Source organism: Hyperthermus butylicus DSM 5456 (genome assembly GCF_000015145.1).
Lineage (GTDB): Archaea > Thermoproteota > Thermoprotei_A > Sulfolobales > Pyrodictiaceae > Hyperthermus > Hyperthermus butylicus.
Window position 1 is genome coordinate 1,584,187 of the sequence record NC_008818.1, and the last position, 24,862, is coordinate 1,609,048.

Below are 24,862 nucleotides of genomic sequence, written 5' to 3' on the forward strand. Positions count from 1 at the left end.
CATGGTGGTCGAGGAGAAGATCATTAGGGAGGTTAAGTTCGGGATACTCTCTCCCGACGAGATACGTAAGATGTCCGTAACGGCAATCGTTACAAGTGAGCTATACGACGAGGATGGTCGCCCCATACCAGGCGGCCTAATGGATCCACGCCTCGGCGCCATCGCGCCCGGCCAGATATGCCCCACATGCGGAAACGATGCTAAGGGCTGTCCAGGACACTTTGGACGCATAGAGCTTGTAAGGCCCGTTATACATGTCGGCTTCGCCAAGTACATCTACGACGTGCTACGGGCAACCTGTAGGCAGTGCGGCAGGCTACTGTTGCCAGAGAACGAGGCTAAGAGGTATCTAAGACTCCTTGAGAGGCTTGAGGAGAGGTGGCCACTCCTAGCAAAAATGCTAGTCGCTGTCGTGAAGAGGAAGGCTGCAAAGGTTACTGAGTGCCCACACTGTGGCACAAGACAGTACAAGATAGTCTTCGAGAAGCCATACACGTTCTATGAGGACCGTCCTGAAGGACGTGTACAGCTAAACCCGCTCGAAATAAGGTCTAGACTTGAGAGAGTGCCCAACGATGATGCTAGGCTTCTAGGCTTTGACCCTGAGAGCGCTAGGCCAGAGTGGATGGTGCTGACTGTCTTACCGGTCCCACCGATACATGTGAGACCCTCAATAGTCCTTGAAACTGGTATACGTGCCGAGGACGATCTAACACACAAGCTTGCAGACATTGTTAGGACTAATGAGAGGCTTCGCGAACTCATAGATAGCGGTGCACCACAAACTCTGATAGATGAGCACTGGACCCTACTCCAGTACCACGTAGCAACATACTTCGACAATGAGCTTCCACGCATACCCGTTGCGAGACACCGTGGCGGCAGGCCGCTCAAAGGCCTAGCACAAAGGCTCAAGGGTAAGGAGGGCCGGTTCCGCGGCAACCTTAGCGGTAAGCGTGTAGACTACTCGGCACGCACTGTGATATCGCCAGACCCGAACATCAGCATTAACGAGGTCGGCGTACCCATCGAGATAGCTAAGACGCTCACCGTGAGGACACCGGTAACCCCATGGAATATTGAGGAGATGCGTCGTTACGTGCTCAATGGGCCGGACCGCTGGCCCGGCGCCAACTATGTTATAACAAAGGATGGTAGGAAGATAGACCTACGCTATGCTGACCGCAAGCGTATAGCAGAGATGCTTGAGCCCGGCTGGTTCGTCGAGAGACACTTGCGCGATGGCGACATAGTATTGTTCAACCGTCAGCCAAGCCTACACCGCATGTCCATAATGGCTCACATAGTCAAGGTGCTGCCCGGCAAGACTTTCCGCCTCAACCTGCTGGTATGCCCGCCATACAACGCCGACTTCGACGGCGACGAGATGAACCTCCACGTGCCGAGAACTGAAGAGGCACAAGCCGAGGCTAGGGAACTAATGCTGGTGCAGTACCACATACTATCCCCGCGCTACGGCGGCCCGATTATTGGTGGCCTGCAAGACTACATCAGTGGCGCCTACCTGTTGACTAGCAAGGCTACACTACTCACGCAAGAGGACGTAATAGACCTGCTGTCGGCTGCTGGTTACCGCGGCGAGATACCAGAACCCGCCATACTATCTCCGAAGAAGAGGTGGACCGGTAAGCAGCTAGTAAGCCTCTTCCTACCGAAAGACTTCAACTTCAAGGGTAAGGCAAGAGTATCAGCAGGCATATTCATGTGCGAGGACGAGTGGTGCTGGAACGACTCCTTCATAGTAATCAAGAAGGGTGAACTGCTAACCGGTGTCCTAGATAAGAAGGCTATTGGTGCTGAGCAACCAGAGAACATGATGCACTGGCTCGTGAAAGAGTATGGTACCGACTACGCCAGGTACGTGTACGACAACATGTTCAAGATGTTCATAAGGTTCATCGAGAAGAGAGGCTTCACAATGACTGTTGACGACGTTGCACTGCCACCCGAGGCACATGAAAAGATAAAGGTTGTACTAAGGGAGGCTGAGGAGAGAGTTAAGGAGCTAATTGAGCAGTATCGTCAGGGCAAGCTAGAGCCTGTACCCGGCAGAACGCTAGAGGAGACTCTCGAGCTACGTATCCTCGACGCGCTATCCGATGCCCGTAAGAAGGTTGAAGACATTGTCGTGAACTACCTTGACCCATTCAACAACGTCTTCATAATGGCCCGTACTGGTGCGCGCGGCAACGAGCTGAACATAACCCAGATGGCTGCACTACTAGGCCAGCAGTCCGTACGCGGCGAGAGAATATACCGCGGCTACCGCGACAGATTCCTGCCACACTTCAAGCCAGGCGACCTGGGTCCAGCAGCCCGTGGCTTCGTCTACCACAGCTTCTACCTCGGCCTAACACCAGTAGAGGTGTTCTTCCACGCTGCCGGCGGCCGTGAAGGCCTGGTAGACACTGCTGTCCGTACATCGCAGAGCGGCTACATGCAGAGAAGGCTGATCAACGCACTGCAGGACCTACGAGTAGAGTACGACGGAACAGTTAGAACCCCCTACGGCGAGATAGTACAGTTCAGCTATGGCGAAGACGGTGTAGACCCGATGAAGAGCGCCCATGGCAAGGCCGTAAACATAGACCGCGAAATAGAGCGTGTAATAGGCTGGAGGGTGTAGCGGGATGCCAGCTGTGCAGGGCCTCATACATGAATGGGAGAAGCTTGAGGAGCAGATAAGACCCGCACTCGAAGATGCTGCTAGAAGGCTACCAAAGAGAATCTACGACGAGTTAGTAGAGAAGTTAAAGGCAACAACAGAGAAGCACGGACTTACACCCGAGGAAGCCAAGAAGATAATTGTCAACGTCCTATATGAGTACGAGTATAGCAAGGTTGAACCAGGCGAGCCAGTGGGTACGGTGGCAGCACAATCCATTGGCGAGCCAGGCACACAGATGACCCTACGTACATTCCACTACGCTGGCATACGTGAGTTCAACGTTACGCTAGGCCTACCACGCTTCATAGAACTTGTGGATGCCAGGAGGGAGCCTTCAACACCAATAATGCACATTTACCTGGACGAGGAGCACCGCTATGATGAGAATAAGGCTAAGGAGGTTGCCCGCCGCATAGAGTTTACGAGGGTCATCAACGTAGCGTCGGAAGTTGACATAGACCTTGTCAACATGAGAATGGTTATCAAACTTGACCCAGTAATGCTTGAGGATAAAGGAGTGACTGTAGAGCAGGTGAAGAAGGCCCTAGAAAGGCTTAAGCTCGGCAAGGTTGAGCAAGACCCATCCAACCCATTAGTACTCTACATACCGATAGAGATTAGTGAAGGCTTTAGCATTATAGACCTTCAGAAGAAGAGGGAGAAGATCCTCAACGCGAAGATAAAGGGTATAAGGAAGATTAGACGCGTCATAATACAATCCATAACAGGGCCGGACGGCAGGACTGAATACTTCCTCGTGACTGAGGGCAGTAATCTCAAGGAGGTCCTTGAAGTCCCCGGTGTTGATCCGAGGCGCATCTACACGAATAGCATCCATGAGATCGAAGAGGTTCTCGGCATAGAGGCCGCTAGGACTATGCTGATAAGGGAGATGAAAGATGTACTTGATGAACAAGGTCTAGACGTAGACATAAGGCACTTAATGCTTGTAGCCGACATAATGACCATGACTGGTAGAGTTAGACAGATAGGTAGGCATGGTGTAAGCGGTGAGAAGCCTAGCCCATTCGCTAGGGCAGCCTTCGAGATGACCACCCAGAACCTCTACGCTGCTGCAGTTGAGGGCGAGGTTGATAGGCTGCTAGGTGTAGCCGAGACCGTTATAGTTGGCGGGGTCATACGTGTAGGCACCGGGATGGTTGAGGTACGTATGAGCCCGACCGCGCTAGCCAGAACAGTTAAGGGCTCCACCGGAGCCGGTGCTGGGTCGGGGTGAGCCGTTATGAGTCAGGTTCAGGTTACGGATATCGAAAAGGAGCTTGTCAACGCCCTCAAAACAGGCAAGGTCATACTCGGCTCCCGGAAAACGCTCAAGTACGTAAAACTTGGCAAGGCTAAGGCAGTAATTGTTGCTGCTAACGCCCCGCCAGAGATACGCAACGACATCCTATACTACGCTAAGCTAAGTGGAATCCCAGTCTACGTCTACCCGGGTACAAGTGTTGAGCTTGGCTCTGTTTGTGGTAAACCATTTACAGTTGCAAGCCTCGCAATACTCGACCCAGGAAACTCTCGTATACTCGACCTCATAGAAGCCGCATCACAGACAAGTAGCGGGTGAAGGGGGAGAGGCTGAGCCTTGGCGAATATCAAGCTAACAGTTGAAGAAATGAAGTACATGGCACTACTTCAGGATCTAACCGGCGCAGTAGCCAGGGACTGCATCATAGATAACGAGAACAATCGCATAATCTTCATAGTGAGGCCGGGCGATGCTGGCAAGGCCATAGGACGCCGCGGAGCAAACATAAACAAGTTGAGGAGGCTGCTCGGCAAGGAGATTGAGGTTATAGAGCACGCAGACGACCTTGAAGCTATGGTTAAGAATATCTTTGCTCCTGCACGTGTCCTCGGGATAAGGCTTGCACAGCGGAATGGCAGGAAGATACTATACGTCACCGTAGACCCCAACGATAAGGGCAGAGCTATCGGTAAGGGCGGCAGAAAGGTCAACATTGCGAGGCTTGTGCTCAAGCGCTACTTCGACATAGATGACATAAAGATAAGGTAAGCTTGAAAAGGGCTAGGCTGGAGCCCCAGCGATAATATGTGGAGGCCGGTACGCCGTGACGGGTAAGAAATCGCCTAACGGCCTATTCGCGGCGAGAAAGCTTAGGAGGAAGAGGTTAAAGTTCCGCTGGAGCGAGCGCGAGTTCAAGATAAGAATGCTCGGCCTAAAGAAGAAGTATGATCCACTCGAAGGGGCACCCATGGCTAGAGGCATAGTACTAGAGAAGGTTGGCGTTGAAGCACGTCAGCCAAACTCCGCCGTACGTAAGTGTGTACGTGTACAGCTAATCAAGAATGGCCGCATAGTCACAGCATTTGTTCCGGGCGACGGTGGCCTACTAGTAGTTGACGAGCATGACGAAGTGTTAATTGAGGGTATTGGTGGTCCACGCGGCCGCTCAATGGGTGACATACCTGGCGTACGCTATAGGGTTGTAACCGTTAACGGTGTATCGCTAAGAGCTATCCTTGAGGGGAGAAAGCAAAAACCACAGCGCTAGCCGTCAAACTAAAACATTAGGGACTATTTCCAGATACACCGGTTTAGGAGTCATCGTGTAGCTTGCGTTACTCTTGCTGCTCCTCGCTCTCCTCACGCATCATCCTCTCGTACTCCTCCTGCTCATCCACGAGCCTCTTAGACACGTATATCGGCTTGTTGAATAGTAGAGCTAGGAACACAGCATGGCTGGGAACCATCCGGCGCATCATGTATATACCTTCCTGGAGTATGAAGCTTACCTTGGCAGTGTAGAGCGCCGTGGCATAGTCTATCTCGTCTATAACCACGTACTCGAGACGCTTGCCGAGCTCGCTCACTAGCTCACGGAGATCTACAAGTAGCTCGAAGACTGTTTCGCGCTCACCAGGAGTCGTAAGCTCCTCGTGCTGCAGCTTGTTTATAGCCTGCACAATCTCGAAGGGCACATTGTAGAGTGTAAACTCGCGACCATCCTCGAGCTCAAGAACTATCACAGGTATATGCGGAGGGCTGGGCATTATCATCGCATTTATACTGCGAGCTTGTAAGAGGACATCACTGCCCCGTGGAGGAGGCATAGGCTCTTCCCCGTAGCTCTCCCTGTCACGGACTAGGATTCAGCCACGCATACCCGTATCTACCTATCGGAGGCCTCAGAGCCCGTTAGAGTGGAGCCTTAATTACCCGGTGCTGTAAAGGCTCCGGGTGCGTGGGGGGCTGTATGGCTGCTACAGAGCAAAGCGAGGTTAAGGTTGGCATAGACCCCGCCGAGATAAAGCTCTTCGGAAAGTGGAGCTTTGAGGGCGTAGAGATTAGAGACCCCAGCCTTAAGAGGTACATAAGCCTCAAGCCTGTCTGGCTCCCCCACACGGGTGGCCGACACGAGCACCGCCGCTTTGGCAAGGCCGAGGTACCCATTGTTGAGAGGCTAATAAACAAGCTGATGAGACCCGGCAGGAATATGGGTAAGAAGCATCTAGCATACAATATAGTCAAGCAGGCCTTCGAGATCATATACCTGCGGACAGGCGAGAACCCAATCCAGGTACTGGTACGCGCTATAGAAAATGCCGCACCACGCGAAGACGTTACAAGGATCATGTATGGTGGTATAACCTACTTCGTCGCTGTAGACGTGTCGCCACAGCACCGAGTTGATGTCGCCCTCAAACACCTCACAGAAGGAGCTAGGATGTGCGCCTTCAACAATCCAAAATCTATAGAGGAGTGCCTAGCTGAGGAGATAATAGCTGCAGCCCAGGGCGACACAAAGAGCTACGCTATAAGGAAGAAGGAGGAAATCGAGCGTATCGCTCTCAGCTCAAGATAGCCCCTTTTATGGCTGCTACCCCATTATTTCTTGGCTGTCTTACTGGCTCGGAGCTACACTTATCCTAAATATTTATAAGACTCTCTTCACCTATGTCAGCCTTCCGGCGTGGAGTGAAGGTAGCGGGTGCGGATTATGAGCCAGCAGAAGCCACACATAAACCTGGTAGTCATAGGTCACGTAGACCACGGTAAGAGCACGCTGGTAGGCCACCTACTATACCGACTAGGCTTCGTCGATGAGAAGACGATAAAGATGCTAGAGGAAGAGGCTAAGAAGAAGGGTAAGGAGTCCTTCAAGTACGCATGGCTTCTAGACAGGCTAAAGGAGGAGAGAGAGCGCGGCGTAACCATTGACCTAACCTTCGTAAAGTTCGAGACAAAGAAGTACTACTTCACTATCATCGACGCGCCAGGTCACAGAGACTTCGTAAAGAACATGATCACCGGTGCCAGCCAGGCCGACGCTGCCATACTAGTAGTATCGGCGAGGAGGGGTGAGTTCGAGGCCGGTATGAGCGCAGAGGGTCAGACACGTGAGCACCTAATTCTAGCAAAGACTATGGGTATTGACCAGCTAATCGTTGCTGTAAACAAGATGGATGCAACCGAGCCTCCATACAGCAAGCAGAGGTACGAGCAGATCGTAGCATTCCTCAAGAAGTTCATGAAGAGCCTAGGCTACAAGGTAGACCAGATACCATTCATACCAGTATCTGCATGGACTGGCGAGAACCTAATCGAGCGGAGCCCCAACATGCCATGGTACAATGGTCCAACCCTAGTAGAGGCCCTTGACACCTACATACAGCCACCAAAGAAGCCTGTAGACAAGCCGCTAAGGATACCAATACAGAACGTCTACTCGATCCCAGGCGTTGGCACTGTACCAGTAGGCAGAGTAGAGACTGGCGTGCTAAAGGTAGGTGACAAGGTCGTCTTCATGCCACCGGGTGTGGTCGGCGAGGTTAGGAGCATCGAGATGCACCACCAGCCATTACAGCAGGCCGAGCCCGGCGACAACATCGGCTTCAACGTACGTGGCATATCCAAGAAGGACATTAGGCGTGGCGACGTAGCTGGCCACGTAGACAAGCCACCAACAGTTGCTGAGGAGTTTACAGCAAGGATCTTCGTCATCTGGCACCCAAGCGCCATCACCGTCGGCTACACACCAGTAATACACGCACACACCGCCAGCATTGCCGCCAGGATAACTGAGATACAGGCTAAGCTAGACCCGAGAACCGGCCAGGTAATTGAGAAGAACCCACAGTTCCTAAAGGCCGGCGATGCCGCCATCGTGAAGTTCAAGCCAATTAAGCCAATGGTAATCGAGAAGTACAGCGAGTTCCCACAGCTAGGCAGGTTCGCAATGAGAGACATGGGTAAGACCATCGGCATCGGCATCGTCGTAGACGTCAAGCCTGCCAAGGTTGAGATAAGGGCTAAGAAGTAAGCCCAAATAATCTCTTTTACTGTTTCCAGCTACCGCGTTTTTAGCAGTGCGAAACACTCACGTCCGGTTCCGATAACCCTATTATCACCTCCATACATCAATCTTCCTCTCTACTACCTGTTCCAACCAAGGCTTCTCCATGTTAAGAGCTTTAAACCCGGTAGCGAAGCCAGTAGGGTGCTCGGGGGCGTAAGCCGCATGGTACAGAAGGCCGAGATCAAGCTTTGGAGTACTAATGTTGAGAGCCTCAACCAAGTTGTAGAGCAGATAAAGGCTATTGCCAAGAAAACAGGCGTCCGGATGCGCGGCCCGATACCCCTCCCAACGCGGAGACTCATAGTGCCAACACTAAAGCTGCCGCATGGTGAGGGTTCAAAGAAGTGGGACAAGTGGGAGCTACGCATCCATAAGAGGCTAGTGATTCTCGACGCAGACGAGAGAGTCATTAGGCAAATTATGAGGGTTAGGGTTCCCGAGGACGTCTATATCGAGATAAGACTGCGGTAGTAGCCTACAACATGTTTTAGCCAGGCAACAACCTCTCCTAGACCCAGACCGTACTTCCCAGTTTCTAGCTGTAAACCTGTAGTCCGAGAGCTTTGTTAACCAAAAACACTGTTTCGGCACAACAATATACCGCCATGAAGGCCCGTGGGACAACTCGACCGAAGCCTCTAGAGAACTTAACATCTACAAGGCTTGCTAGAATCAGCGTTAGATGCCAAGGTACAGCACACAGAGACTTAAACCCCGTAGGCTGCACATCCTTCCACAATAACCATACCGCAATACACCGCTCGAGACATCACACCAGAAGTATAGCCTGGCCTAAGCCCAGGCATAGCAGACTGAGACTCCAGGAACGCGCTACGAGGCTGCAGGAACGCTCCTATTCTTGTAACTGCTTAGCAAGGTTATGGTATAAATAGACACTACCATCAACAATAACTAGAGAACCCCTGGAGCAAAAGCCTGGACCCTATAGACTTCGACATACCGCAGAGCAAAACTCTAACCCCCACACACCGTGGTAGAGAACACTAACCCGGCAGCCCTGGGCGCCGGGGTGCCCGAGCGGTCCAAGGGGCCGGCCTGGAGAGCCGGTGGCCGACAAGGCCGCGCGGGTTCAAATCCCGCCCCCGGCGCCATACTACTCCTCTTCACACATCCTCAGCACAGCTTCTGTACTGCACAGTACCGCTCCATAGTCTGACTGGCTTTTCCGCCTCCCCTATGCTAGTGGGTACAATACAAGCTTAAGTAGAGATGCTTGGAAGCAGCAGGTCCTGGATAGGCCTGGGTACCCCGCAGCTCCAACTACATGCCTGCCGCAGCTTCTTGATGGTTTTCAAGTCTAGTTCTAGGCGTATACGCCAAACCTTCATTTTAACCTGCGCTAAAGATAAATACGTACATTATTTTCACTATTAACGCAGGGAAAGTTATGACTCACTCAGGGCTGACGGGTAGGCAGAGGCTAGAATACTACGAGCTTAAACTCGTAGAGATCTCGAGGCTTAAGCCTCACGAGAAAGTCGTTGAGAGTCATGTAGAGAGGCTCATAGATGAAATTAGGAGCAGCGGCGTACTAATGCGCCCCATACTGGTTGAAAGGAAGCATTACATAATACTGGATGGACATCATAGAGTTGAGGCTCTTAAAAGGCTTGGCGCTAAACTGGTTCCAGCCATACTTCTAGACTATGGGTCGCCGTGCGTAACAGTAACCTCGTGGCGCCCTTGCATCACCGTTACAAAGGACGATGTTATAAGGGCTGCACTTACTCGCAAGCTTTTTCCTCCAAAGACCAGCCGACACCGCGTCTGCTTCGAAATCCCCCGCTTGAACATACCATTATATAAGCTTATGTGAAATATCTCGTTAGGGGGTGGTCGTAATAGGGTATAAGATCGTTGATATAAAGTCGATAACACCTCTTAAACCTGTTGAGCTTCAGGACGTTCTAGACACTATTACTGCCTTACTTTCAGCAGGAAATGTTTACAGAACTATTGCCGTCGATGCAAGCTATAGAGTTGCCGAAGAAGATTCCAACATGCTCTACTGGGCGCTCAACTACATTGGGGTGAAACGCGTACCCATATCGTATAGCACACCTATCAACATCACCATCAGCCTTGAGGAGCTAGGATTCTATGACGACATAAACCCCGAGCCATTACGCGTGTTTAAGAGCAGCCTAGAACTCCTCTACCGTAACTGGCCGACGCCGCTTGTTAGGCTAGAGAGCCTCTCAACGGACGGATATCGAGTATGGGCTAAGCTCGAGTGGTATAACCCGTACAGTATGAGCGTGAAAGATAGAATCGGCTGGTACATGATTGTACGCGCCCTTGAAACTGGCTGGAGAGGCAGAGAAGTCTACGAAACCACGTCAACCAATACGGGTATGGCGCTCGCCGCAATGGGCGCTATTCATGGATTCAGGGTTAAGCTGTGGATACCAAAGACTATACAGAAGGCTAGCGATGTTCTCCTTAAAGCGCTTGGAGCCGAAGTTATTAGAACCGATAAACAGCTAACGGTAGACCTCATAGAGGATGTTAAGACAGAGGCTAAGCGTAGCAACGCACTACACGTGGACCAGTTCAATAATGATGCCAACTTCCTCGTGCATTTGAAGTACACAGCTAAAGAGCTTGAGCTACAACTAAAGCATGCAGGAGTAAAACCGAAAGGCATCATTGGCGGGCTAGGAACCTCAGGGCATCTCGCAGCGCTCACGCTCTACTTCCGCTCACGCATGAGCGGCATAAGAGTCTATGGCGTACAGCCAGCTAGGGGCGAGGTTATACCTGGTATACGCCGTATCGAAACCGGCATGAAATGGGTTCACTGGGCAAAGCCTGACAATATAGTCGAAGTTAAACGTTGCGAAGCTATTGAAGCGCTGCTACGTGTTGCACGGCGTGATGGTATACTACCTGGCCTAAGTAGTGGTGCCGTAGCTGCAGCCTTCCTAAAACTCTTGGAGAAGGGCGAAATCGAGCCAGGAGACTATATCCTGATATTCCCCGATAACGGGTTCAAGTATGTTGAGCAGCTCAGCGAGTACTTTGCCGGAAAAGGCGGAGATTGCAGCTCCTAACATCCTTTTGCTGGTATCCATACTCCAGTTCGCCCAAGCCGCGCAAACCTACAGTTTTTAATTCTGTACGATAACCTCAACTAACAGACGATTCGTCTAGAATTTTTGTAAACTCTGTTTAAATATTCTAGTTAAACTAGTTGTGGTATTGGAAGAGCTAGTTTATAATCTAACCAATGGGGCTGGCCACGGCTTGTTTTAAAGCTTCTATCCCTAGCTTTACTAGCCTCGTTTAAGGTGCTGGGTTTACCGGCTCCCTTTAAGCCCTGGTTGCAGAGCTGACATATTCCCTTCACGCTGCGTCGTGAATGTTACTGTGTTACCGGCTGCTCTGTTACAAGTGCACCGTGACAGTAAATGCCGTCTGCCATTAATCCTATTGTAGCTAGAGCCATGACTGGTTCGGCAGCAACGATGCAGGTTAAGTAGAGCCTTGAGAAGCTTAGAGCACTGCCATGACTAGGAAGAAGTACCGTAGCCAGGCTGGCATTACCATTGCAGGCTCAGGAGACCCTTACAGGGCTATGGGCAAGGCCTTATTGCGGTGCGCGACGAGTCGAGATACTGTCTAGCCGGGGAGGGGATGAGAACTCTTCAAAAACTACGTGAGGTAAGAAGCATCTCCGAAAGCCTTAGCTGCAAGTTTTAGCTCTTACGTTTTAGGGTTATGAACGCTACTAAAGTTACCACCACTACTCCCACAATAGCTCCATAGAGTAACGCATTGCTAGTAACACCGCCACCTTTACCTACGAAGTTACTGTCTAAAAGCTCCACCATGAAGTAGGTTTTCATACCATCCTGCTCTGCCCTAGCCTCGGCTTCTAGCAGCCAACCTGTCTCCTTGTCGTAGACTGCCGTAATTGTTCCAAACTCTGGATGTGTTAGCTCAACTTTGCCATCCTCGGGTAGCTTGGCAGGGTCCACGTAGAAGCCCATGTCCACCATGCTTGGCTCCTTGCTAAACTCTATGTGCTGCTGACTATCAACGTTCATGTTGAGCATCTCAGTAGAAATCATTTGCGCGATTGTTTCCGGCTCAACCTTGTAGTCCTCCAGACTCGACAGCGCGGTGAACCCGTTCTCATCCACGGACACTATCTCAACCTTCACCATGCCTTCGATTGACATTTTGTCCAAGCCCATGAACATGGTGAGTGCCTCGCCACTAATCTCCATCCTAAACTTGTACTTTGCCCAATTACCCTCCTTAGCCCAGCTAGGTGTTGCATAGACAGTATTAGATGCTAGTAGAGCCGCCAGGAGAAGAATGAGGACTGTCCTAGCTACGACCCTATACATATCTATGCTACACCCTCTGCTAAATCTTACGATAGGGATGCAGCTCGCCACTCCCTTATTTAATTCTTTCCATTCCGCTAATCAGAGTATAGCTTCTCGGCAATAGACTCTGCATGGGTTAGCAGCTGCACTATATCACCCTTGTAGCCGGCACTACGTAGCGCTAATAGTAGAGCGCCAACAGCAGGATATATCCTCCTCTCCACTGCTTTAATGCCATGCCGGCTCAACCTCTCGGTAAACACTCTCCTAAACACCCTACTCCGGAACATTGAGCCCGTATAGTAGGCTTGTACTATGCCAGTCCTCCTAGCTGCAACTATAGCTGCTTCAGCCAACAGCATAGCTCCCTCTTCAAGTATGTGTATAGCCTCGCTACATCCTTCGTCTGCAAGCTCTACTACGTGCCTAGCTACTGCAGCAATTCTATCTATCCTCCCGCGGGTCAAGTAGAACCAGTACATTAGTTCATCACTGCTGGTTACCCCGAGCCGCACTGCTAGACCACGGCTGAGGCAATCCCAGCCACTACGGCCGTCAAGGCTCCGTGCCAGCCTACGCAACGCTACACGTGCAACCCAGAACCCGCTGCCCTCATCGCCTAAGAGCCAGCCACGATCACCCACTACTACGCGTTCACCACGGGCAGTGTATGCGTATGCTATGCTGCCAGTACCAGCTATAACTACCAGGCCTGGAGCACCTCGGCTAGCATGCATCAACGCTATATGTGCGTCATGCTCTACTACGAGGCGGTCTCCAAGCCCGCTAGACTCCTTCACGTAGGATTCTAGCTGTCTCCGGACGATGGCGCTGTCGAGCCCTGCAAGACCTGCAACCACCACTACAACATCATCTATGCTATATCCTGTACCCCTCAGCGCCGCTTCTATAGCTGCAACGATATTCCTACCAGCTTCAACAGCCCCAACGTTTACCGGGTTTGAAGGCCCAGCTAAACCTGCCCAGACACTGCCCGTCTCTAGGCTAGCAACAATAGCCTTTGTAGAGGTGGCACCACCATCAACCCCAGCTACGAGCAATACACCACTCCCACACACCATGTACACATAATGCCTAGGGAATTAGCATTACCTCCTACCACAATGGGAACATTCCCTATAGAAACAGTTTCATGCTGGGAATTTCTAGGCATAGACTGCAAGGGGATGAGAGAATAATGCAAGACACTACCTCTCCTAGCATCTGATGTAACGGAGTCCAGGTACAAGAGACACACCAACTTTCATAGCCGAATCCAAGCTCTGCAAGGCCGCATTAAAGCCCCAAATAACATGCACAGCCTCTTTTCCAGCCGAAAGATTTTCTAGCACGACCCCCTGCTGTTAACCTACAATTAGGTTTCATAGCCTTGACTCAGAACCTAGACGATCTAAGACTCCGCCTCAGCAAGATCAGGGAGAATCTTAGCGAGGTTAAGAAAACGCTTGAAGCCATAGCATTAGACGAGGCTAGCGAAGCGGACGCCTACGCTAACATGGCCAGGGAGGCTGCCAACCCTGATCTACGCTGGAAGCTATTCATCATAGCCTCGGACAGCATCCTACACCGCGAGATAGCATGGGCGATAATACGCGCTGCCACAGAGATACAACTCCTAGCACGAGAACTGGCAGAGTACCAGCCGCAGGAAACACAGGACAGACTAGCAGAGCGGGTAAAAGCACATATCACCATCGAAACCCTCGCAGAGACAAGCTATGACGACTTGTTGAAACTAGTAGAGCCTGGCACCACGCTATACCGTCTATTCAAACTATTGAAAGAGGAGGAACAGAAACACTCCAGACTAGCAAGACACTTAGCAGAAAAGCTAGCCAAGTCCACCACTTAGGAACCATTACACCAAACAAGGCAAGGATACAATAGCATTATCTACATTGAGCCGCAAGTGGTTCCACCAACTAGTCGATTTTTCTTCTAGCTCAGCTTTTCTACAACACTAATCACATAGCATGAATACGTGTTAGAAACATAACTATACAAAAAGTTTGTGAATTCTCGAGTGAATCATTATGTGAGGGTTCGCAAGCGAATCTGTGCATAAGCGCTAGACGCCGTGCTCGTGTAGCTTCTCCTGGAGAGCCCTCAGGCCGGAGCCTAGCTCTAGGTCGTATCCGAGGGACTTGAGGGTCCTCTCGAGCGCCGCTATCGTGGCCGCTATATCGGTGTAGCCTGTTTGGCCCATATGGCCTATCCTGAAGATCCTACCCTTAAGCTCCCCCAAGCCCCCGGCTATCTCTATACCGCGGGCCCTCATACCCGAGTATAGCTTTGGCCACTCCACCCCATCCGGTATATAGGCTGCTGTAACTGTATCGGCACGGAAGCCCTCCTCCGCCACGAGCTTGAGTCCCATGGCCTCTAGCGCTGCTCTCACAGCCTCGGCCATTATCCTGTGCCTCTTGTACCTCTCGCTGAGGCCTTCTGCCAGGATTATCCTGAGGGACTCCCTTAGCGCGTAGACGAGGTTAACAGCCGGTGTGACGTAATAGTTCCTAGTCGACTCCATCTCCTTGAGAAGCTTCGGCATGTTGAAGTAGAGGCTCCAGGGACCCTCGCGCCCCTCAAGCTCCTCGCTATACTCTCTGCTGAACGCTACTATACCCAGGCCCGGAGGTACGCCCAGCGCCTTCTGGGAGCCAGTGAAGCACACGTCCACACCCCAATCGTCGAGTCTAACTTCCATGCCTCCTACAGAGGCTACGCCATCCACGAGGACCTTGACACCGTGCCTCTTGGCCTCAGCGGCTAGCTCTCTGAGCGGGTTAGCGACGCTAGTCGAGGTATCCACGTGCTGGAAGGCTACGACCTCGGCGTCGGGATGCTTCCGGAGCACCGCTTCGAGGTCGCTGGCTGTGAACCCCCTACCGATAGGCGCCTCTATAACAACTGCATTACCCCCTAGGGCCTCAACTCCTCTGGCCAGGTAGTCGCCAAAGAACCCGGCCTTGAGCACTACTACCTTGGAGCCCGGCTTGACTACGCTCCTAAGTGCCAGCTCCATCGCACTAGTCCCGCTGCCCGGTATCACCACAACCCTGCCCTTAGTTGCAAAGACCTCAGAGAGCATCTTGAGGACTTCACTATGTATTTCATCGAACTCCGGCGAGACATGGTTGATTGTAGGCTTAGCCATAGCCAGGAGGACTTCTGGATCAACCATTGTAGGTCCAGGAGTCATAAGGAGAACCTTGCCATGAACCATTAGGGGTCACCGAAGGGCTGTGTAGTATCGCGTCAATTCGCTTTTAACATAACACATCCTATTAAAACTTTACCGCAAAAACACTAAAACTATCTAAGACACCTACTTCTCAAGCTACTACCTAGCATATTCATGTAGCTCAACTTGACAAGAGAGCACTTCCTATGCTTCTTGGCTACAGCATGACACATGAGATGAGTAGAACTAAGTAGGGGTTGCATGGAAGAGTGATGTGGATTTGGTGCCGCGGCCGGGATTTGAACCCGGGTCACGGGCTCGAGAGGCCCGCATACTTGGCCGGGCTATACTACCGCGGCAGCCAGAGGGCTTCCGCGCAGCTAGGCTCCATGTTAGCGTTTCTTCACGTATGTGTGGCCTTTATATATTTTTCTCTTAGCTTTGTATAGATGTCTCTCGCATGAGATGCTGCTAATGCTATTACTATCAACTGTGCCACGTCTATGGTGGCCGAGGCGTAGCCGCGACTGTCAACGTAGATGTCTAGTAGCGGTTTAAGATGGAGCTCCAGGTTGTATATCCTCGCATAAGCTATTGTGTAGATTGCGTGTAGTAATGCCGTTAGGAGTGCAACCGCTGTGAGCAACTTTCGCGGCGCCTCTATGACCAATAGGATTAGCAGGAAGACTATTGATGCTAGTACGACTGTACTTAACAGAGTTAATGCCGGATCTGTTTCAAGAGGAGTAAAGTATGATGACATCATGCCTTGCCACCCTATACTATGCCTAGGTGGTCTGCAAGGATTGCCAGGAGGTGTGATACTACTGTCCAGGTTTCAAGGGGCTTCCCACCGTATATGCTGTAGATACCATCTGCTAGCTTCTTATTCTCCGGGCGGAAGTCCCCGTGAGGGAAGGCTCCTACTATCACTGCTGGTGCCACCTCGCGGGCTAGCTCTATCGCGATCTCTCTCAGCCGCCGGGGCTCACCATCCTCTGCTAACAATATAATCTTCGTGGGCTGGATTGTTTCAAGGAGTACGCGAAGACTCATAGGCTTCAGTGTGAGTAGCGGCTCTCCCTCGGGGGGCACCCTACCTATCTCGAAGAGCTGCTCTATGAGGCCTACGAACCGGTTATAGTTTCTCGGGAGCCTAGTCTCGGGCTTTATGAATATTGCATAGTCGCCTATGGTGTGCACATAGGTTTCGAGGAGACCCTCGCGGTTTAGCGGGCTGCTAAGCGCTTCGAGGAGCGATATGTGGACTATGTCCGGCCGCCCCCTCTTCTCCGCCTCGGGTAGACCCTTCATGGCCTGGTGGTGTAGGCTCCGGTCAAGCAGTATGCTTGCTGGGGTCTTGCCGCGACGCTTTGCCGTCTTGTAGACTGCAGGGTGACCCCATATCTCCCGGGGCACAGTCTCTAGGGCGGCTTCAGCGAGCACCAGCTTTATCCTGGGCCGCTGCATGGCTCTACCCTACCCAGCTAGGGGTTTCGGGGCCGGTGTCTGGTTCAAAAGCTAAGTCCAGAGAGCTTGCTAGGGATGTCGCACTACAGGCCATCCGTACCCTCTACCTGGCAGCTGTTGACGCCGTGCGCAGGGGAGACTACGAGCTTGCTAGGAGGCTCGTAGCAGAGGCTGATGAAACTCGCCGTGTTATGAGGCTACGCAAGCCCCGCTTTCTGCGCCGCGGCGTCTGTAGAAATTGTAGTCTTCCACTCGTACCGGGGGTTACGGCGCGCTACCGCCTCGTCCGGGACGGCAGCGTGACGAGGCTTGTCGTAACCTGTCTAGCGTGCGGGTATATACACCGCCACGTTCTCGTCCAGAGGAGGCGGGGAAGCCGCTAGTATGCGTTCCAGGCTTGCAAGGCTGAAGGAGATTGTTCAGCAGGGCCCAGCTGACGTTATAATAGGCAAGAAAGGGCTCACCGAGGCAGTGTTAAAGGAGATTGACCGCAGGCTTAAGGAGAAGGGTATCGTCAAGGTTAAGGCTTTGAAGTCCGCAATCAAGGTTACCGGGCTTGACCGCAGAGAGTTGGCGAAAACTGTTGCAGAGCGACTCAACGCCAGGCTGCTAGATGTTAGGGGACGCACCTTTGTCCTCTACCGCCCCGAGCCGCAAACTAGAAAGTCTCGGAGTAGTGGTGGAGCTGATAAAAAGGCCTCAGCAAGTGTGGGCTCAGCGGGGAGGCGGAGATGGTTACAGCGCTAGAGGTTCCAGCGGATCTGCTCATAAAGCGCGTAGCTGAGAAGCTGAAGAAGATGCCCCAGATAAGACCGCCAGCATGGGCCTACTATGTGAAGACCGGCGTGCACAAGGAGAGACCACCAGAGGACCCTGACTGGTGGTATTATAGGGCAGCTTCTATACTCCGGAAGCTCTACAAGCGCGGCACCCCCGTAGGTGTTGAGAGGCTACGCACCGCCTACGGCGGCCGCATGAACCGCGGCGTAGCTCCAGAACACTTTGCCAAGGGCTCCGGCTCGATTATCAGGAAGATACTACAACAGCTTGAGAGAGCTGGACTCGTTGTAAGGGTTAGGGGCAAGGGCCGCACGCTAAGCCCGAGGGGCCGCAGTCTACTCGACAACACCGCCTACGAGATAATGAAAGAGCTTGCCGAGAAGAATCCCGAGCTAAGGAAGTACCTTAGCTAGCGAGGGTAGAGGATAATAATGGAAATGCAGGAGGAAACCAGGGGTAGGGGGTGGCGGCAGTGTCCGAGTACGACATCTATGATGCCGAGCTTGAAGAGATTAAGAGGCGGAAGCTGCTAGAGCTGCAGAGAAGGCTGCAAATGGAAGAGGAGCTCCGGAGGAGACAGCAAGAGGAGGCTGCAAGAAGGGAGGCACTTCTACGCGCTATACTCACACCAGAGGCTAGGGAGAGACTTGCAAACGTTAGGCTCGTAAGGCCTGAGCTAGCAAAGATTGTTGAGGACAATATTATAGCACTAGTGCAGTCTGGCCAGCTAAGACCACCTGTTAGCGATGAGGTCGTCAAGCGTATCCTCGAGGCAATATACGAGAGGACACACCGAGAGACACGTATAAGGATTAAAAGAAAGTAGCCCATGTCAACCGCAGCGGGGGGCCGAAGAGGCTATGGCACACTTTAAGCCTCTGGGTAAAAAGCTACGTCTAGCTAAGGCGCTCAAACAGAACCGCTCTGTACCCATATGGGTTATAATAAAGACCAACCGAAGGTTCCGTGACCACCCGAAGCGTAGGCATTGGAGGAGAACCAAGCTCAAGGCTTAGCGGGGTGTAAGCCATGCCTAAGGATAAGAAGGAGGCAATTTACACGATACCTCTCTCAAGAGTATACTGGGGTAGACGTACAAACCGTGCAGCACGCGCCATTAAGCTTGTCCGGAAGTTCATAGCTCGCCACTTCGGCGTTAAGGAGGAGGATGTCATTATACACAACAATGTAAACGAGTACATATGGTCTAGGAGCATCGAAAAGCCGCCCAGGAGAGTAACCGTCAAGGCAGTCAAGGACCCGGAGACAGGTAAGGTAAAAGTCATGCTCATAAGAGAATCGAAAATACAGCAGGGCCAAGCAACAAGCTAACCTTCACTATGAAACCAACTAGTTTTCTTCACATTTCGCGGTATGGAGAATTGCCGTGTGCTGGCCCTCCCACTTAACCTCCTTTACCCTCTAGGCTATCCCGCTTATACTGGGGGTTACAGTTGATAGAGTACCTTAATGTGCATGGAAACCCCAACATAGGTGTATACATATACGCTAACAACAAGATAGCGCTAGTACCACCAACACTGACAGAGAAGGATAAGAAGAAAATAGAGGAGACCCTAGGCGTCGAAGTTATTGAGACCAAAATAGCTGACATGATAATTAACGGGGTAATGATTGCTGGAAACGATAATGGACTACTCCTTCCACGCATCGTGAAGCCCGAAGAGCTAGACTACCTACGCGAACACATCGGCGACAAGGTTAGGCTCGAAATACTTGAGGTTAGGCAGACTGCCCTGGGGAACCTAATCGCAGCCAATAACCGTGGCGCTCTAGTATCACCGCTTATAGACAAGGCTATACTTGATAAGATAAAGTCCGTATTGGGTGTAGAGACTATATATCAGCGCCACCTAGCCAACATACCCACCGTGGGCTCAATGATCGTTGTTACTAACCGGGGCGGTGTTGTACACCCCGGTGTAAGCGATGACGAGATAAGGATACTGAATAGCGTGTTCGGAGTAGAATTCACGACCGCCACCGTAAACTTTGGCCTCTACTTCGTAAAGGCAGGCCTAGTAGCTAATGATCACGGTGCACTCGTTGGGGATGAAACTACTGGCCCGGAACTTATGCGTATCCAGCAAGCCTTAAGATTAAGAGGCTAGCCTGCCACTGCAGGCTCGGGGGAGGGGTATGGGAGAGGTAAAGTTCTACCTGGTTGAGGGCAGGATGCTGATAAGACACGACCGGATGCCGGAATGGTGGAAGTTTAGGAAGTATGTGCGTGCGCTAAAGCCAGAGCACGCCGTGGAGAAGGTTCTGTCGGAGCTTGGCAGCAACCACAAGGTTAAGAGGTATCACGTCAAGATAGAGCGTGTAGTCGAGGTGCCACCGGAGGAGGTGCCCGACCGCACACTACTAGTGCTAGCAAGTCTTACAAGGTGGGTTAAGCCTTGAGCCAAGCAGGGCAGAGCAGCAGGACTATAACGCTCGAGGAGGCGTTGGAACAACTATCCCTCCTCGAGTCCCAACTCAACCAGCTCCAGGCAACGATACGTGAGATAGAGGTTAGGATAGCACAGTTAACCGCTGTAGAGGACGCACTAGCAAGCCTTGCCGAGGGTGCTGAGGACGCACTCATACCACTGGATGGAAGGGGTACTGTACTAGTGCCAGCATCGATAAAGAAGCTTGAGAGGATACTTGTTCATGCCGGACTCAACGTGTTCGTAGAGGTTGACAGAGAGAAGGCGCTAGAGTATTTACGGGATGAAAAGGCTGCTCTCTCCAAACTCTTGGACGCCTATAGCCGCGAGTATGCAAGACTTGCACAGTACTATTCCGCATTACGCTCAGCAATAGAGTCGGCGCTGCAAGCTGCTCCACCACAGGCCAAGAGCCAACAGAGCCAACAATAACGTTACGTAGTAACATTATACAGCATCAGACTAGACATTGCCTATTCTTCCAAGGTTTATTTACCCACTATCCTGCTGCATGGTGGGCTGCAATGGTGTTCAACAAGCTTAAGGGTGTGCTGAAAAAGTTTGTTGATAGTGTTGTTGAAGTCGCTGTCACGAGAGAGCTTAGGGAGGAGGATATAGCACCACTACTCGACGAGCTAGTTATAGAGCTAGCTGAGAGCGATGTGGCTCTCGAGGTTGCCGAGGAGATAGCTAACCGTCTACGTGAAGAACTTATCGGCAGGAAGATTCCAAGGTTTAGCGATGTTAGGAGCCTTGTCGTGGAGTCTCTGGAGAAGGCTATCGTTGACGTACTGAGCAGAGGTTATCAACCACTGGATTTGATTGCCGAGGCTAGATCTAGGAGCCCCGGGAACCCTCTCCGCATACTATTCTTTGGCGTTAACGGCGTGGGCAAAACAACCACCATTGCGAAGTTTGCCTACATGTTTAAGCAGAACGGCATAACACCCGTCATAGCTGCTGCCGACACATATCGTGCAGGTGCACAAGAGCAACTACGCAGGCACGCAGAAAAGCTCAGCGTACCATTCATTGGTGGCCGCTATGGCGCCGACCCTGCTTCAGTTGTCTACGATGCTATAGAGTATGCTAGGGCCAGGGGGTACCGCGTCATACTGGCTGATACCGCTGGCCGCATGCACACAGACCGTGACCTCATGGAGGAGCTAAGGAAGATAACAAGGGTAGCCAAGCCGGATTACCGTGCACTAGTCGTAGACGCGCTTACCGGCAACGATGCTGTGGAGCAGGCACGCTTCTTCGACGAAGCTGTAGGAATAGACTTCATAATCTTGACGAAGGTTGACGCCGACGTTAAGGGTGGGACTGCGCTAAGCGTAGCAGCCGTTACAGGCAAACCAATACTCTTCGTCGGCACTGGGCAGAAGTACGAGGATCTAGAGCTCTTCGACCCCAAACGCTACACAGAGAAGATAATTGGGGAGCTGAAACAGAAGAGCTAGACCGGCCACCCGTAGGAATATCTGGGGCTAACCCCGCCTACTCCCTGGGGTCTACGGCAATGGCTAGCAAGGAGCGAGAAAGCAGCGGCCCCCTAGGCTACATAAGGATGGCACTACACGAGTGGAGGCTCATACTTCAGCGCGTAAGGAAGCCTGATCGCGAGGAGTACATACACACGGCCAAGATAATATGGCTAGCTATACTGCTTGTAGGCTCTGTAGCTTATGTCATACACCTCGTCGCTACACAAGTGGTAATGGGGGGCTAGTAGGCCTTGAGCCAGCCGGCTGAGGAGATACCCGGAGAAGCTAGGAGTGAAGAGCAAGAGAGAAGGCTGCAGCCGAGACTTTACGCTGTGAGAACCGTAGCGGGCCGTGAGATAGACGTCGCCCTCATAATGGAGCAGCGAGCCAGGGACCAAAATATGCCAATATATGCGATCATAGTCCCCCCACAGATCAAAGGCTACGTTATCGTTGAGACGCCAGCTGCATTCTATGCCACAAATGCTATTCAGGGCATAAGGTATGCTAAGGGTGTCGTACCAGGTGTGCTAAGGTACGAGGATGTTGAGAGACTACTCAAGCCAAAGGCAGTAATAGAGACACTAAAGCCTGGCGACATTGTTGAGATCATCTCGGGCCCCTTCCGCGGCATGAAGGGCCAGGTGGTACGTGTATCGCCTAGCAAGAATGAGGTAGTTTTAAATGTGCTAGAGGTTGAATACCCACTCCAAATCACGGTGCCAGGTGACTCGGTAAGGCCGAGTAAGGAGGAGAGAGGGAGCAGGTAATGGGCATCAGAGTTATCAACGTCAAGGTTAGGGGTGGCGAAGCTAAGCCCGCCCCACCACTTGCACCAGCAATCGAGAAGCTGGGTCTAGACGTAAACAAGGTAGTAGAAGACATTAACAAGGCTACCGAGAAGTATAAGGGGTTCGAAGTCGCTGTTAAGCTGATAGTCGACGAGAACACCAAGGAGTACGAGATAGAGGTTAAGCCGCCAACAACAACAGAGCTCCTCCTAAAAGCTGTCGGTGCTAGCGAGCCCTCGGGAGACCCGATGCACCAGAAGATAGGTGACCTGCCCTTCGAGAAGATTGTCGAGATCGCTATACTGAAGAAACCATCGCTAAACGCTAAGACACTAAAGGCCGCCGTTAAGACTATACTTGGCTCTGCCAGGAGCATAGGAATAACGGTTGACGGTAAAGATCCAAAACAGGTTACTAAGGAGGTTGAAGAGGGCCTCTATGATGCAGTACTAGCCAAGTACGAGGAGGAGTGGGAGAAGGCTTAGACCCCTCCAGGCCTGGGAGGGCTCGCGGGGAGGGTGAGTAGAATTGTCGTTTGTACCACGAGAAGCTGTTGAGCAAGCCGTTAAGGAGGCACTTGAAATTAGCCCTAAGAGGAACTTTAAGCAGTCAGTAGACCTCATAGTAGTGCTTAGAGACATCGATCTGAGAAGCCCCCAGGGCCGCATACGAGAGGTTGTTATACTCCCTCATCCACCGAAGAAACATGTACGTATCTGCGTAGCTGCTGATGGAGACATGGCTGTTAAGGCTAAGGAGGTTGCAGACCGTGTCCTAACAAGGGAGGAGCTACAGGGACTCGTGGGCAACCGTAAGGCTGCTAAGAAGATTGCAGAGTTCTGCGACTGGGTAATAGTCAAGGCTGACCTAATGCCACTTGTTGGCCGCACCCTAGCACCAGCCCTAGGTCCGCGGGGCAAGGTACCAATACCAGTACCGCCAAACGCGAACATAGCTGAGATAGTTAAGACGTACCGCTCTGCTGTGATGCTAAGGGCTAAGGATCAGCCACAAGTTATGTGCCGTGTTGGCACTGAGGATATGCCGGTAAACGAGATAGTTGATAACATATTTAAGGTGCTTTCAACGCTTGAGGGCAAGCTGCCAAATGCACGCCACAACATAGCTAAGGTAATCGTCAAGCTGACCATGGGCCCACCGGTAGAGGTTAAGCTTAGGTAATAGACTTCGTGGAGGTGTATGTACATGCCTCCCTCGGCCGTGGTGGTGGCTAGGCGCGAACGCAAGATACCTGAGTGGAAGATACGCGAGGTCGAGGAGCTAACAGAGCTCATAAAGTCCCACAAGGTAATAATCATCGTTGATCTAACTAAGACTCCTACTGCTCAACTACAGCGTATCCGTAGGAAGGTTGAGAAGAAGTTTGGCGAGAAGGTAGTAATGAGGGTTGCCAAGAACACGCTCTTCAAGCTTGCACTCAAGCGTGCCGGTATTGATCCCACGCCACTTGAGGAGTACCTTACAGGCACCAACATGTTCATATTCACAAACCTTAACCCATTCGAAGTTGCACTAGCACTAGACAAGATATATACCACCAAGCCCGCGAAGCCTGGCGACATAGCACCCACGGAGATCGTGCTGCCTGCCGGTGATACCGGCTTCAAGCCAGGCCCGATAATGAGCGTGTTTGGTAAGCTCAAGGTGCCAATAAGGGTGCAAGGAGGCACCATATGGATCGCCAAGGATACAGTTGTCGCAAAGCCAGGTGACACTATATCCCCCGAGTTGGCCTCAATACTCCAGAAGCTAGGCATCGAGCCGATTATAGTTAAGCTCAAGCTTAAAGCAGCCTATGATGCCGGCGTAGTGATTCCTGGAGACCAGCTAGTACTAGACCTTGAAGCGTATCGTAAGGATGTAGCCCAGGCTCACCTTGCAGCACTCGCAGTAGGTGTTGAGATAGCATACCCAGTGCCAGAGGTGCTAGAGATAGCAATACCACTAGCTGTGCGCAGAGCCTTCGCTGTAGCAGCTGAAGCTGGCTACGTAACACCAGACAACGCCGGGTATGTGCTAACACTCGCCATATCCAGAGCCCTAGCCATCGTAGCAGCCCTCGGTGATACTGCAAAGGAGCTAGGCATTGAGGTGCAAGTGCAAGCCCCAGCAGCACCCGCTGCCGAGGAGAAGAAAGAGGAGGAGAAGAAGGAAGAGGAAGAGAAGAAGGAGGGTGCTAGCGAGGAACAGCTTGCTGCAGGCCTCGAGAGCCTCTTTGGCGGCTTCTAGCCCTCCCACTACAGCTTTTACAATGTCCATGTGCGGCGGACGT

General features: G+C 51.9%; 32 protein-coding genes and 2 tRNA genes. 27 read left to right on the forward strand and 7 right to left on the reverse strand.

All coding sequences use genetic code 11. The annotated features are described in order from the left end of the window. The first annotated feature begins 1 nt into the window (after position 1). Genes rpoA1 through HBUT_RS08260 form a run of 5 tightly spaced genes read left to right on the forward strand, consistent with a single transcriptional unit; the run spans position 2 to position 5,220 of the window. Positions 2–2,647: a DNA-directed RNA polymerase subunit A' gene (gene rpoA1, locus HBUT_RS08240; protein ID WP_011822713.1), complete on the forward strand. Its 2,646-nt coding sequence runs from the start codon at positions 2–4 to the stop codon at positions 2,645–2,647. A gap of 4 nt (positions 2,648–2,651) precedes the next feature. Continuing rightward, a complete protein-coding gene (gene rpoA2, locus HBUT_RS08245; protein WP_011822714.1) occupies positions 2,652–3,926 on the forward strand; it encodes a DNA-directed RNA polymerase subunit A'' in 1,275 nt (424 codons plus the stop codon). 6 nt (positions 3,927–3,932) lie between these two features. Continuing rightward, positions 3,933–4,271 (forward strand): 50S ribosomal protein L30e, encoded by a 339-nt coding sequence (locus HBUT_RS08250; protein ID WP_011822715.1) that lies wholly within the window; start codon positions 3,933–3,935, stop codon positions 4,269–4,271. A gap of 18 nt (positions 4,272–4,289) precedes the next feature. Next, positions 4,290–4,721, forward strand: a complete 432-nt coding sequence (locus HBUT_RS08255; protein WP_011822716.1) for a NusA-like transcription termination signal-binding factor — start codon at positions 4,290–4,292, stop codon at positions 4,719–4,721. A 55-nt stretch (positions 4,722–4,776) separates the two neighbouring features. Next, positions 4,777–5,220, forward strand: coding sequence for a 30S ribosomal protein S12 (locus HBUT_RS08260; protein ID WP_011822717.1), 444 nt, complete (start codon positions 4,777–4,779; stop codon positions 5,218–5,220). 67 nt (positions 5,221–5,287) lie between these two features. Here HBUT_RS08260 and HBUT_RS08265 read toward each other — a convergent pair whose 3' ends face one another. Continuing rightward, positions 5,288–5,779: a bifunctional nuclease family protein gene (locus HBUT_RS08265; RefSeq protein WP_011822718.1), complete on the reverse strand. Its 492-nt coding sequence runs from the start codon at positions 5,777–5,779 to the stop codon at positions 5,288–5,290. Positions 5,780–5,922: 143 nt separating this feature from the next. On the opposite strand from HBUT_RS08265, the gene HBUT_RS08270 reads away from it, so the two are divergent. The 6 genes from HBUT_RS08270 (at position 5,923) to HBUT_RS08295 (ending at position 11,099) form a co-directional block, all read left to right on the forward strand. Then, complete coding sequence (locus HBUT_RS08270) at positions 5,923–6,531, forward strand: 30S ribosomal protein S7 (protein WP_011822719.1); 609 nt, start codon at positions 5,923–5,925, stop codon at positions 6,529–6,531. A gap of 135 nt (positions 6,532–6,666) precedes the next feature. After that, entirely contained in the window at positions 6,667–7,989 is a 1,323-nt protein-coding gene (gene tuf, locus HBUT_RS08275) for a translation elongation factor EF-1 subunit alpha (RefSeq protein ID WP_011822720.1), read from the forward strand. 198 nt (positions 7,990–8,187) lie between these two features. Further along, positions 8,188–8,496, forward strand: a complete 309-nt coding sequence (rpsJ, locus tag HBUT_RS08280) for a 30S ribosomal protein S10 (RefSeq protein ID WP_011822721.1) — start codon at positions 8,188–8,190, stop codon at positions 8,494–8,496. Between the two features lie 553 nt (positions 8,497–9,049). Further along, positions 9,050–9,137 (forward strand) — tRNA-Ser (locus tag HBUT_RS08285). A gap of 296 nt (positions 9,138–9,433) precedes the next feature. Continuing rightward, positions 9,434–9,862, forward strand: a complete 429-nt coding sequence (locus HBUT_RS08290; protein WP_011822722.1) for a ParB N-terminal domain-containing protein — start codon at positions 9,434–9,436, stop codon at positions 9,860–9,862. Between the two features lie 16 nt (positions 9,863–9,878). Beyond that, on the forward strand, positions 9,879–11,099 hold the full coding sequence (locus tag HBUT_RS08295) for a PLP-dependent cysteine synthase family protein (RefSeq protein ID WP_011822723.1): 1,221 nt from the start codon (positions 9,879–9,881) through the stop codon (positions 11,097–11,099). Between the two features lie 645 nt (positions 11,100–11,744). Here HBUT_RS08295 and HBUT_RS08300 read toward each other — a convergent pair. Both HBUT_RS08300 and HBUT_RS08305 read right to left on the reverse strand, forming a co-directional pair. Continuing rightward, complete coding sequence (locus tag HBUT_RS08300; RefSeq protein WP_011822724.1) at positions 11,745–12,401, reverse strand: hypothetical protein; 657 nt, start codon at positions 12,399–12,401, stop codon at positions 11,745–11,747. Between the two features lie 77 nt (positions 12,402–12,478). After that, entirely contained in the window at positions 12,479–13,444 is a 966-nt protein-coding gene (locus HBUT_RS08305; RefSeq protein ID WP_011822725.1) for a BadF/BadG/BcrA/BcrD ATPase family protein, read from the reverse strand. Positions 13,445–13,773: 329 nt separating this feature from the next. Here HBUT_RS08305 and HBUT_RS08310 point away from each other — a divergent pair, with 329 nt between their 5' ends. After that, positions 13,774–14,256 (forward strand): hypothetical protein, encoded by a 483-nt coding sequence (locus tag HBUT_RS08310; protein WP_011822726.1) that lies wholly within the window; start codon positions 13,774–13,776, stop codon positions 14,254–14,256. Positions 14,257–14,472: 216 nt separating this feature from the next. Here HBUT_RS08310 and HBUT_RS08315 read toward each other — a convergent pair whose 3' ends face one another. The 4 genes from HBUT_RS08315 to HBUT_RS08330 all read right to left on the reverse strand — a co-directional run bounded on the left by HBUT_RS08315 (position 14,473) and on the right by HBUT_RS08330 (position 17,058). Continuing rightward, a complete protein-coding gene (locus HBUT_RS08315) occupies positions 14,473–15,630 on the reverse strand; it encodes a pyridoxal-phosphate-dependent aminotransferase family protein (RefSeq protein ID WP_011822727.1) in 1,158 nt (385 codons plus the stop codon). Between the two features lie 239 nt (positions 15,631–15,869). Beyond that, a tRNA-Glu gene (locus tag HBUT_RS08320) sits at positions 15,870–15,947 on the reverse strand. A 44-nt stretch (positions 15,948–15,991) separates the two neighbouring features. After that, positions 15,992–16,354, reverse strand: coding sequence for a hypothetical protein (locus tag HBUT_RS08325; protein WP_011822728.1), 363 nt, complete (start codon positions 16,352–16,354; stop codon positions 15,992–15,994). Positions 16,355–16,365: 11 nt separating this feature from the next. After that, positions 16,366–17,058: a 16S rRNA methyltransferase gene (locus HBUT_RS08330; protein ID WP_011822729.1), complete on the reverse strand. Its 693-nt coding sequence runs from the start codon at positions 17,056–17,058 to the stop codon at positions 16,366–16,368. 35 nt (positions 17,059–17,093) lie between these two features. Here HBUT_RS08330 and HBUT_RS08335 point away from each other — a divergent pair, with 35 nt between their 5' ends. From HBUT_RS08335 to HBUT_RS08405, 15 genes are all read left to right on the forward strand, one after another. Then, positions 17,094–17,441: a ribonuclease P protein component 4 gene (locus tag HBUT_RS08335; RefSeq protein WP_011822730.1), complete on the forward strand. Its 348-nt coding sequence runs from the start codon at positions 17,094–17,096 to the stop codon at positions 17,439–17,441. Between the two features lies 1 nt (position 17,442). Further along, a complete protein-coding gene (locus tag HBUT_RS08340; protein ID WP_011822731.1) occupies positions 17,443–17,805 on the forward strand; it encodes a YhbY family RNA-binding protein in 363 nt (120 codons plus the stop codon). Next, positions 17,790–18,251: a 30S ribosomal protein S19e gene (locus HBUT_RS08345; protein ID WP_011822732.1), complete on the forward strand. Its 462-nt coding sequence runs from the start codon at positions 17,790–17,792 to the stop codon at positions 18,249–18,251. Before HBUT_RS08340 ends, HBUT_RS08345 begins: the two co-directional genes overlap by 16 nt. A gap of 59 nt (positions 18,252–18,310) precedes the next feature. Continuing rightward, positions 18,311–18,664, forward strand: a complete 354-nt coding sequence (locus HBUT_RS08350; protein WP_011822733.1) for a DNA-binding protein — start codon at positions 18,311–18,313, stop codon at positions 18,662–18,664. Positions 18,665–18,698: 34 nt separating this feature from the next. Then, positions 18,699–18,854: a 50S ribosomal protein L39e gene (locus HBUT_RS08355; RefSeq protein ID WP_011822734.1), complete on the forward strand. Its 156-nt coding sequence runs from the start codon at positions 18,699–18,701 to the stop codon at positions 18,852–18,854. Between the two features lie 13 nt (positions 18,855–18,867). Beyond that, positions 18,868–19,170 (forward strand): 50S ribosomal protein L31e, encoded by a 303-nt coding sequence (locus HBUT_RS08360; RefSeq protein WP_011822735.1) that lies wholly within the window; start codon positions 18,868–18,870, stop codon positions 19,168–19,170. A 122-nt stretch (positions 19,171–19,292) separates the two neighbouring features. Beyond that, on the forward strand, positions 19,293–19,970 hold the full coding sequence (locus tag HBUT_RS08365; RefSeq protein WP_011822736.1) for a translation initiation factor IF-6: 678 nt from the start codon (positions 19,293–19,295) through the stop codon (positions 19,968–19,970). 28 nt (positions 19,971–19,998) lie between these two features. Next, positions 19,999–20,262 (forward strand): 50S ribosomal protein L18Ae, encoded by a 264-nt coding sequence (gene rpl18a, locus HBUT_RS08370; RefSeq protein ID WP_011822737.1) that lies wholly within the window; start codon positions 19,999–20,001, stop codon positions 20,260–20,262. Continuing rightward, positions 20,259–20,723 (forward strand): prefoldin subunit alpha, encoded by a 465-nt coding sequence (gene pfdA / locus HBUT_RS08375; protein ID WP_011822738.1) that lies wholly within the window; start codon positions 20,259–20,261, stop codon positions 20,721–20,723. Before rpl18a ends, pfdA begins: the two co-directional genes overlap by 4 nt. Positions 20,724–20,815: 92 nt before the next feature. After that, on the forward strand, positions 20,816–21,754 hold the full coding sequence (gene ftsY / locus HBUT_RS08380; RefSeq protein WP_011822739.1) for a signal recognition particle-docking protein FtsY: 939 nt from the start codon (positions 20,816–20,818) through the stop codon (positions 21,752–21,754). A gap of 59 nt (positions 21,755–21,813) precedes the next feature. Next, entirely contained in the window at positions 21,814–22,023 is a 210-nt protein-coding gene (locus HBUT_RS08385; protein WP_011822740.1) for a protein translocase SEC61 complex subunit gamma, read from the forward strand. A 6-nt stretch (positions 22,024–22,029) separates the two neighbouring features. Continuing rightward, positions 22,030–22,548: a transcription elongation factor Spt5 gene (locus HBUT_RS08390; protein ID WP_011822741.1), complete on the forward strand. Its 519-nt coding sequence runs from the start codon at positions 22,030–22,032 to the stop codon at positions 22,546–22,548. Further along, a complete protein-coding gene (locus tag HBUT_RS08395; RefSeq protein WP_011822742.1) occupies positions 22,548–23,054 on the forward strand; it encodes a 50S ribosomal protein L11 in 507 nt (168 codons plus the stop codon). Before HBUT_RS08390 ends, HBUT_RS08395 begins: the two co-directional genes overlap by 1 nt. A 43-nt stretch (positions 23,055–23,097) precedes the next feature. Next, entirely contained in the window at positions 23,098–23,751 is a 654-nt protein-coding gene (locus HBUT_RS08400) for a 50S ribosomal protein L1 (protein ID WP_011822743.1), read from the forward strand. A gap of 24 nt (positions 23,752–23,775) precedes the next feature. After that, on the forward strand, positions 23,776–24,819 hold the full coding sequence (locus tag HBUT_RS08405) for a 50S ribosomal protein L10 (RefSeq protein ID WP_048061587.1): 1,044 nt from the start codon (positions 23,776–23,778) through the stop codon (positions 24,817–24,819). The last annotated feature ends 43 nt before the right edge of the window (positions 24,820–24,862 follow it).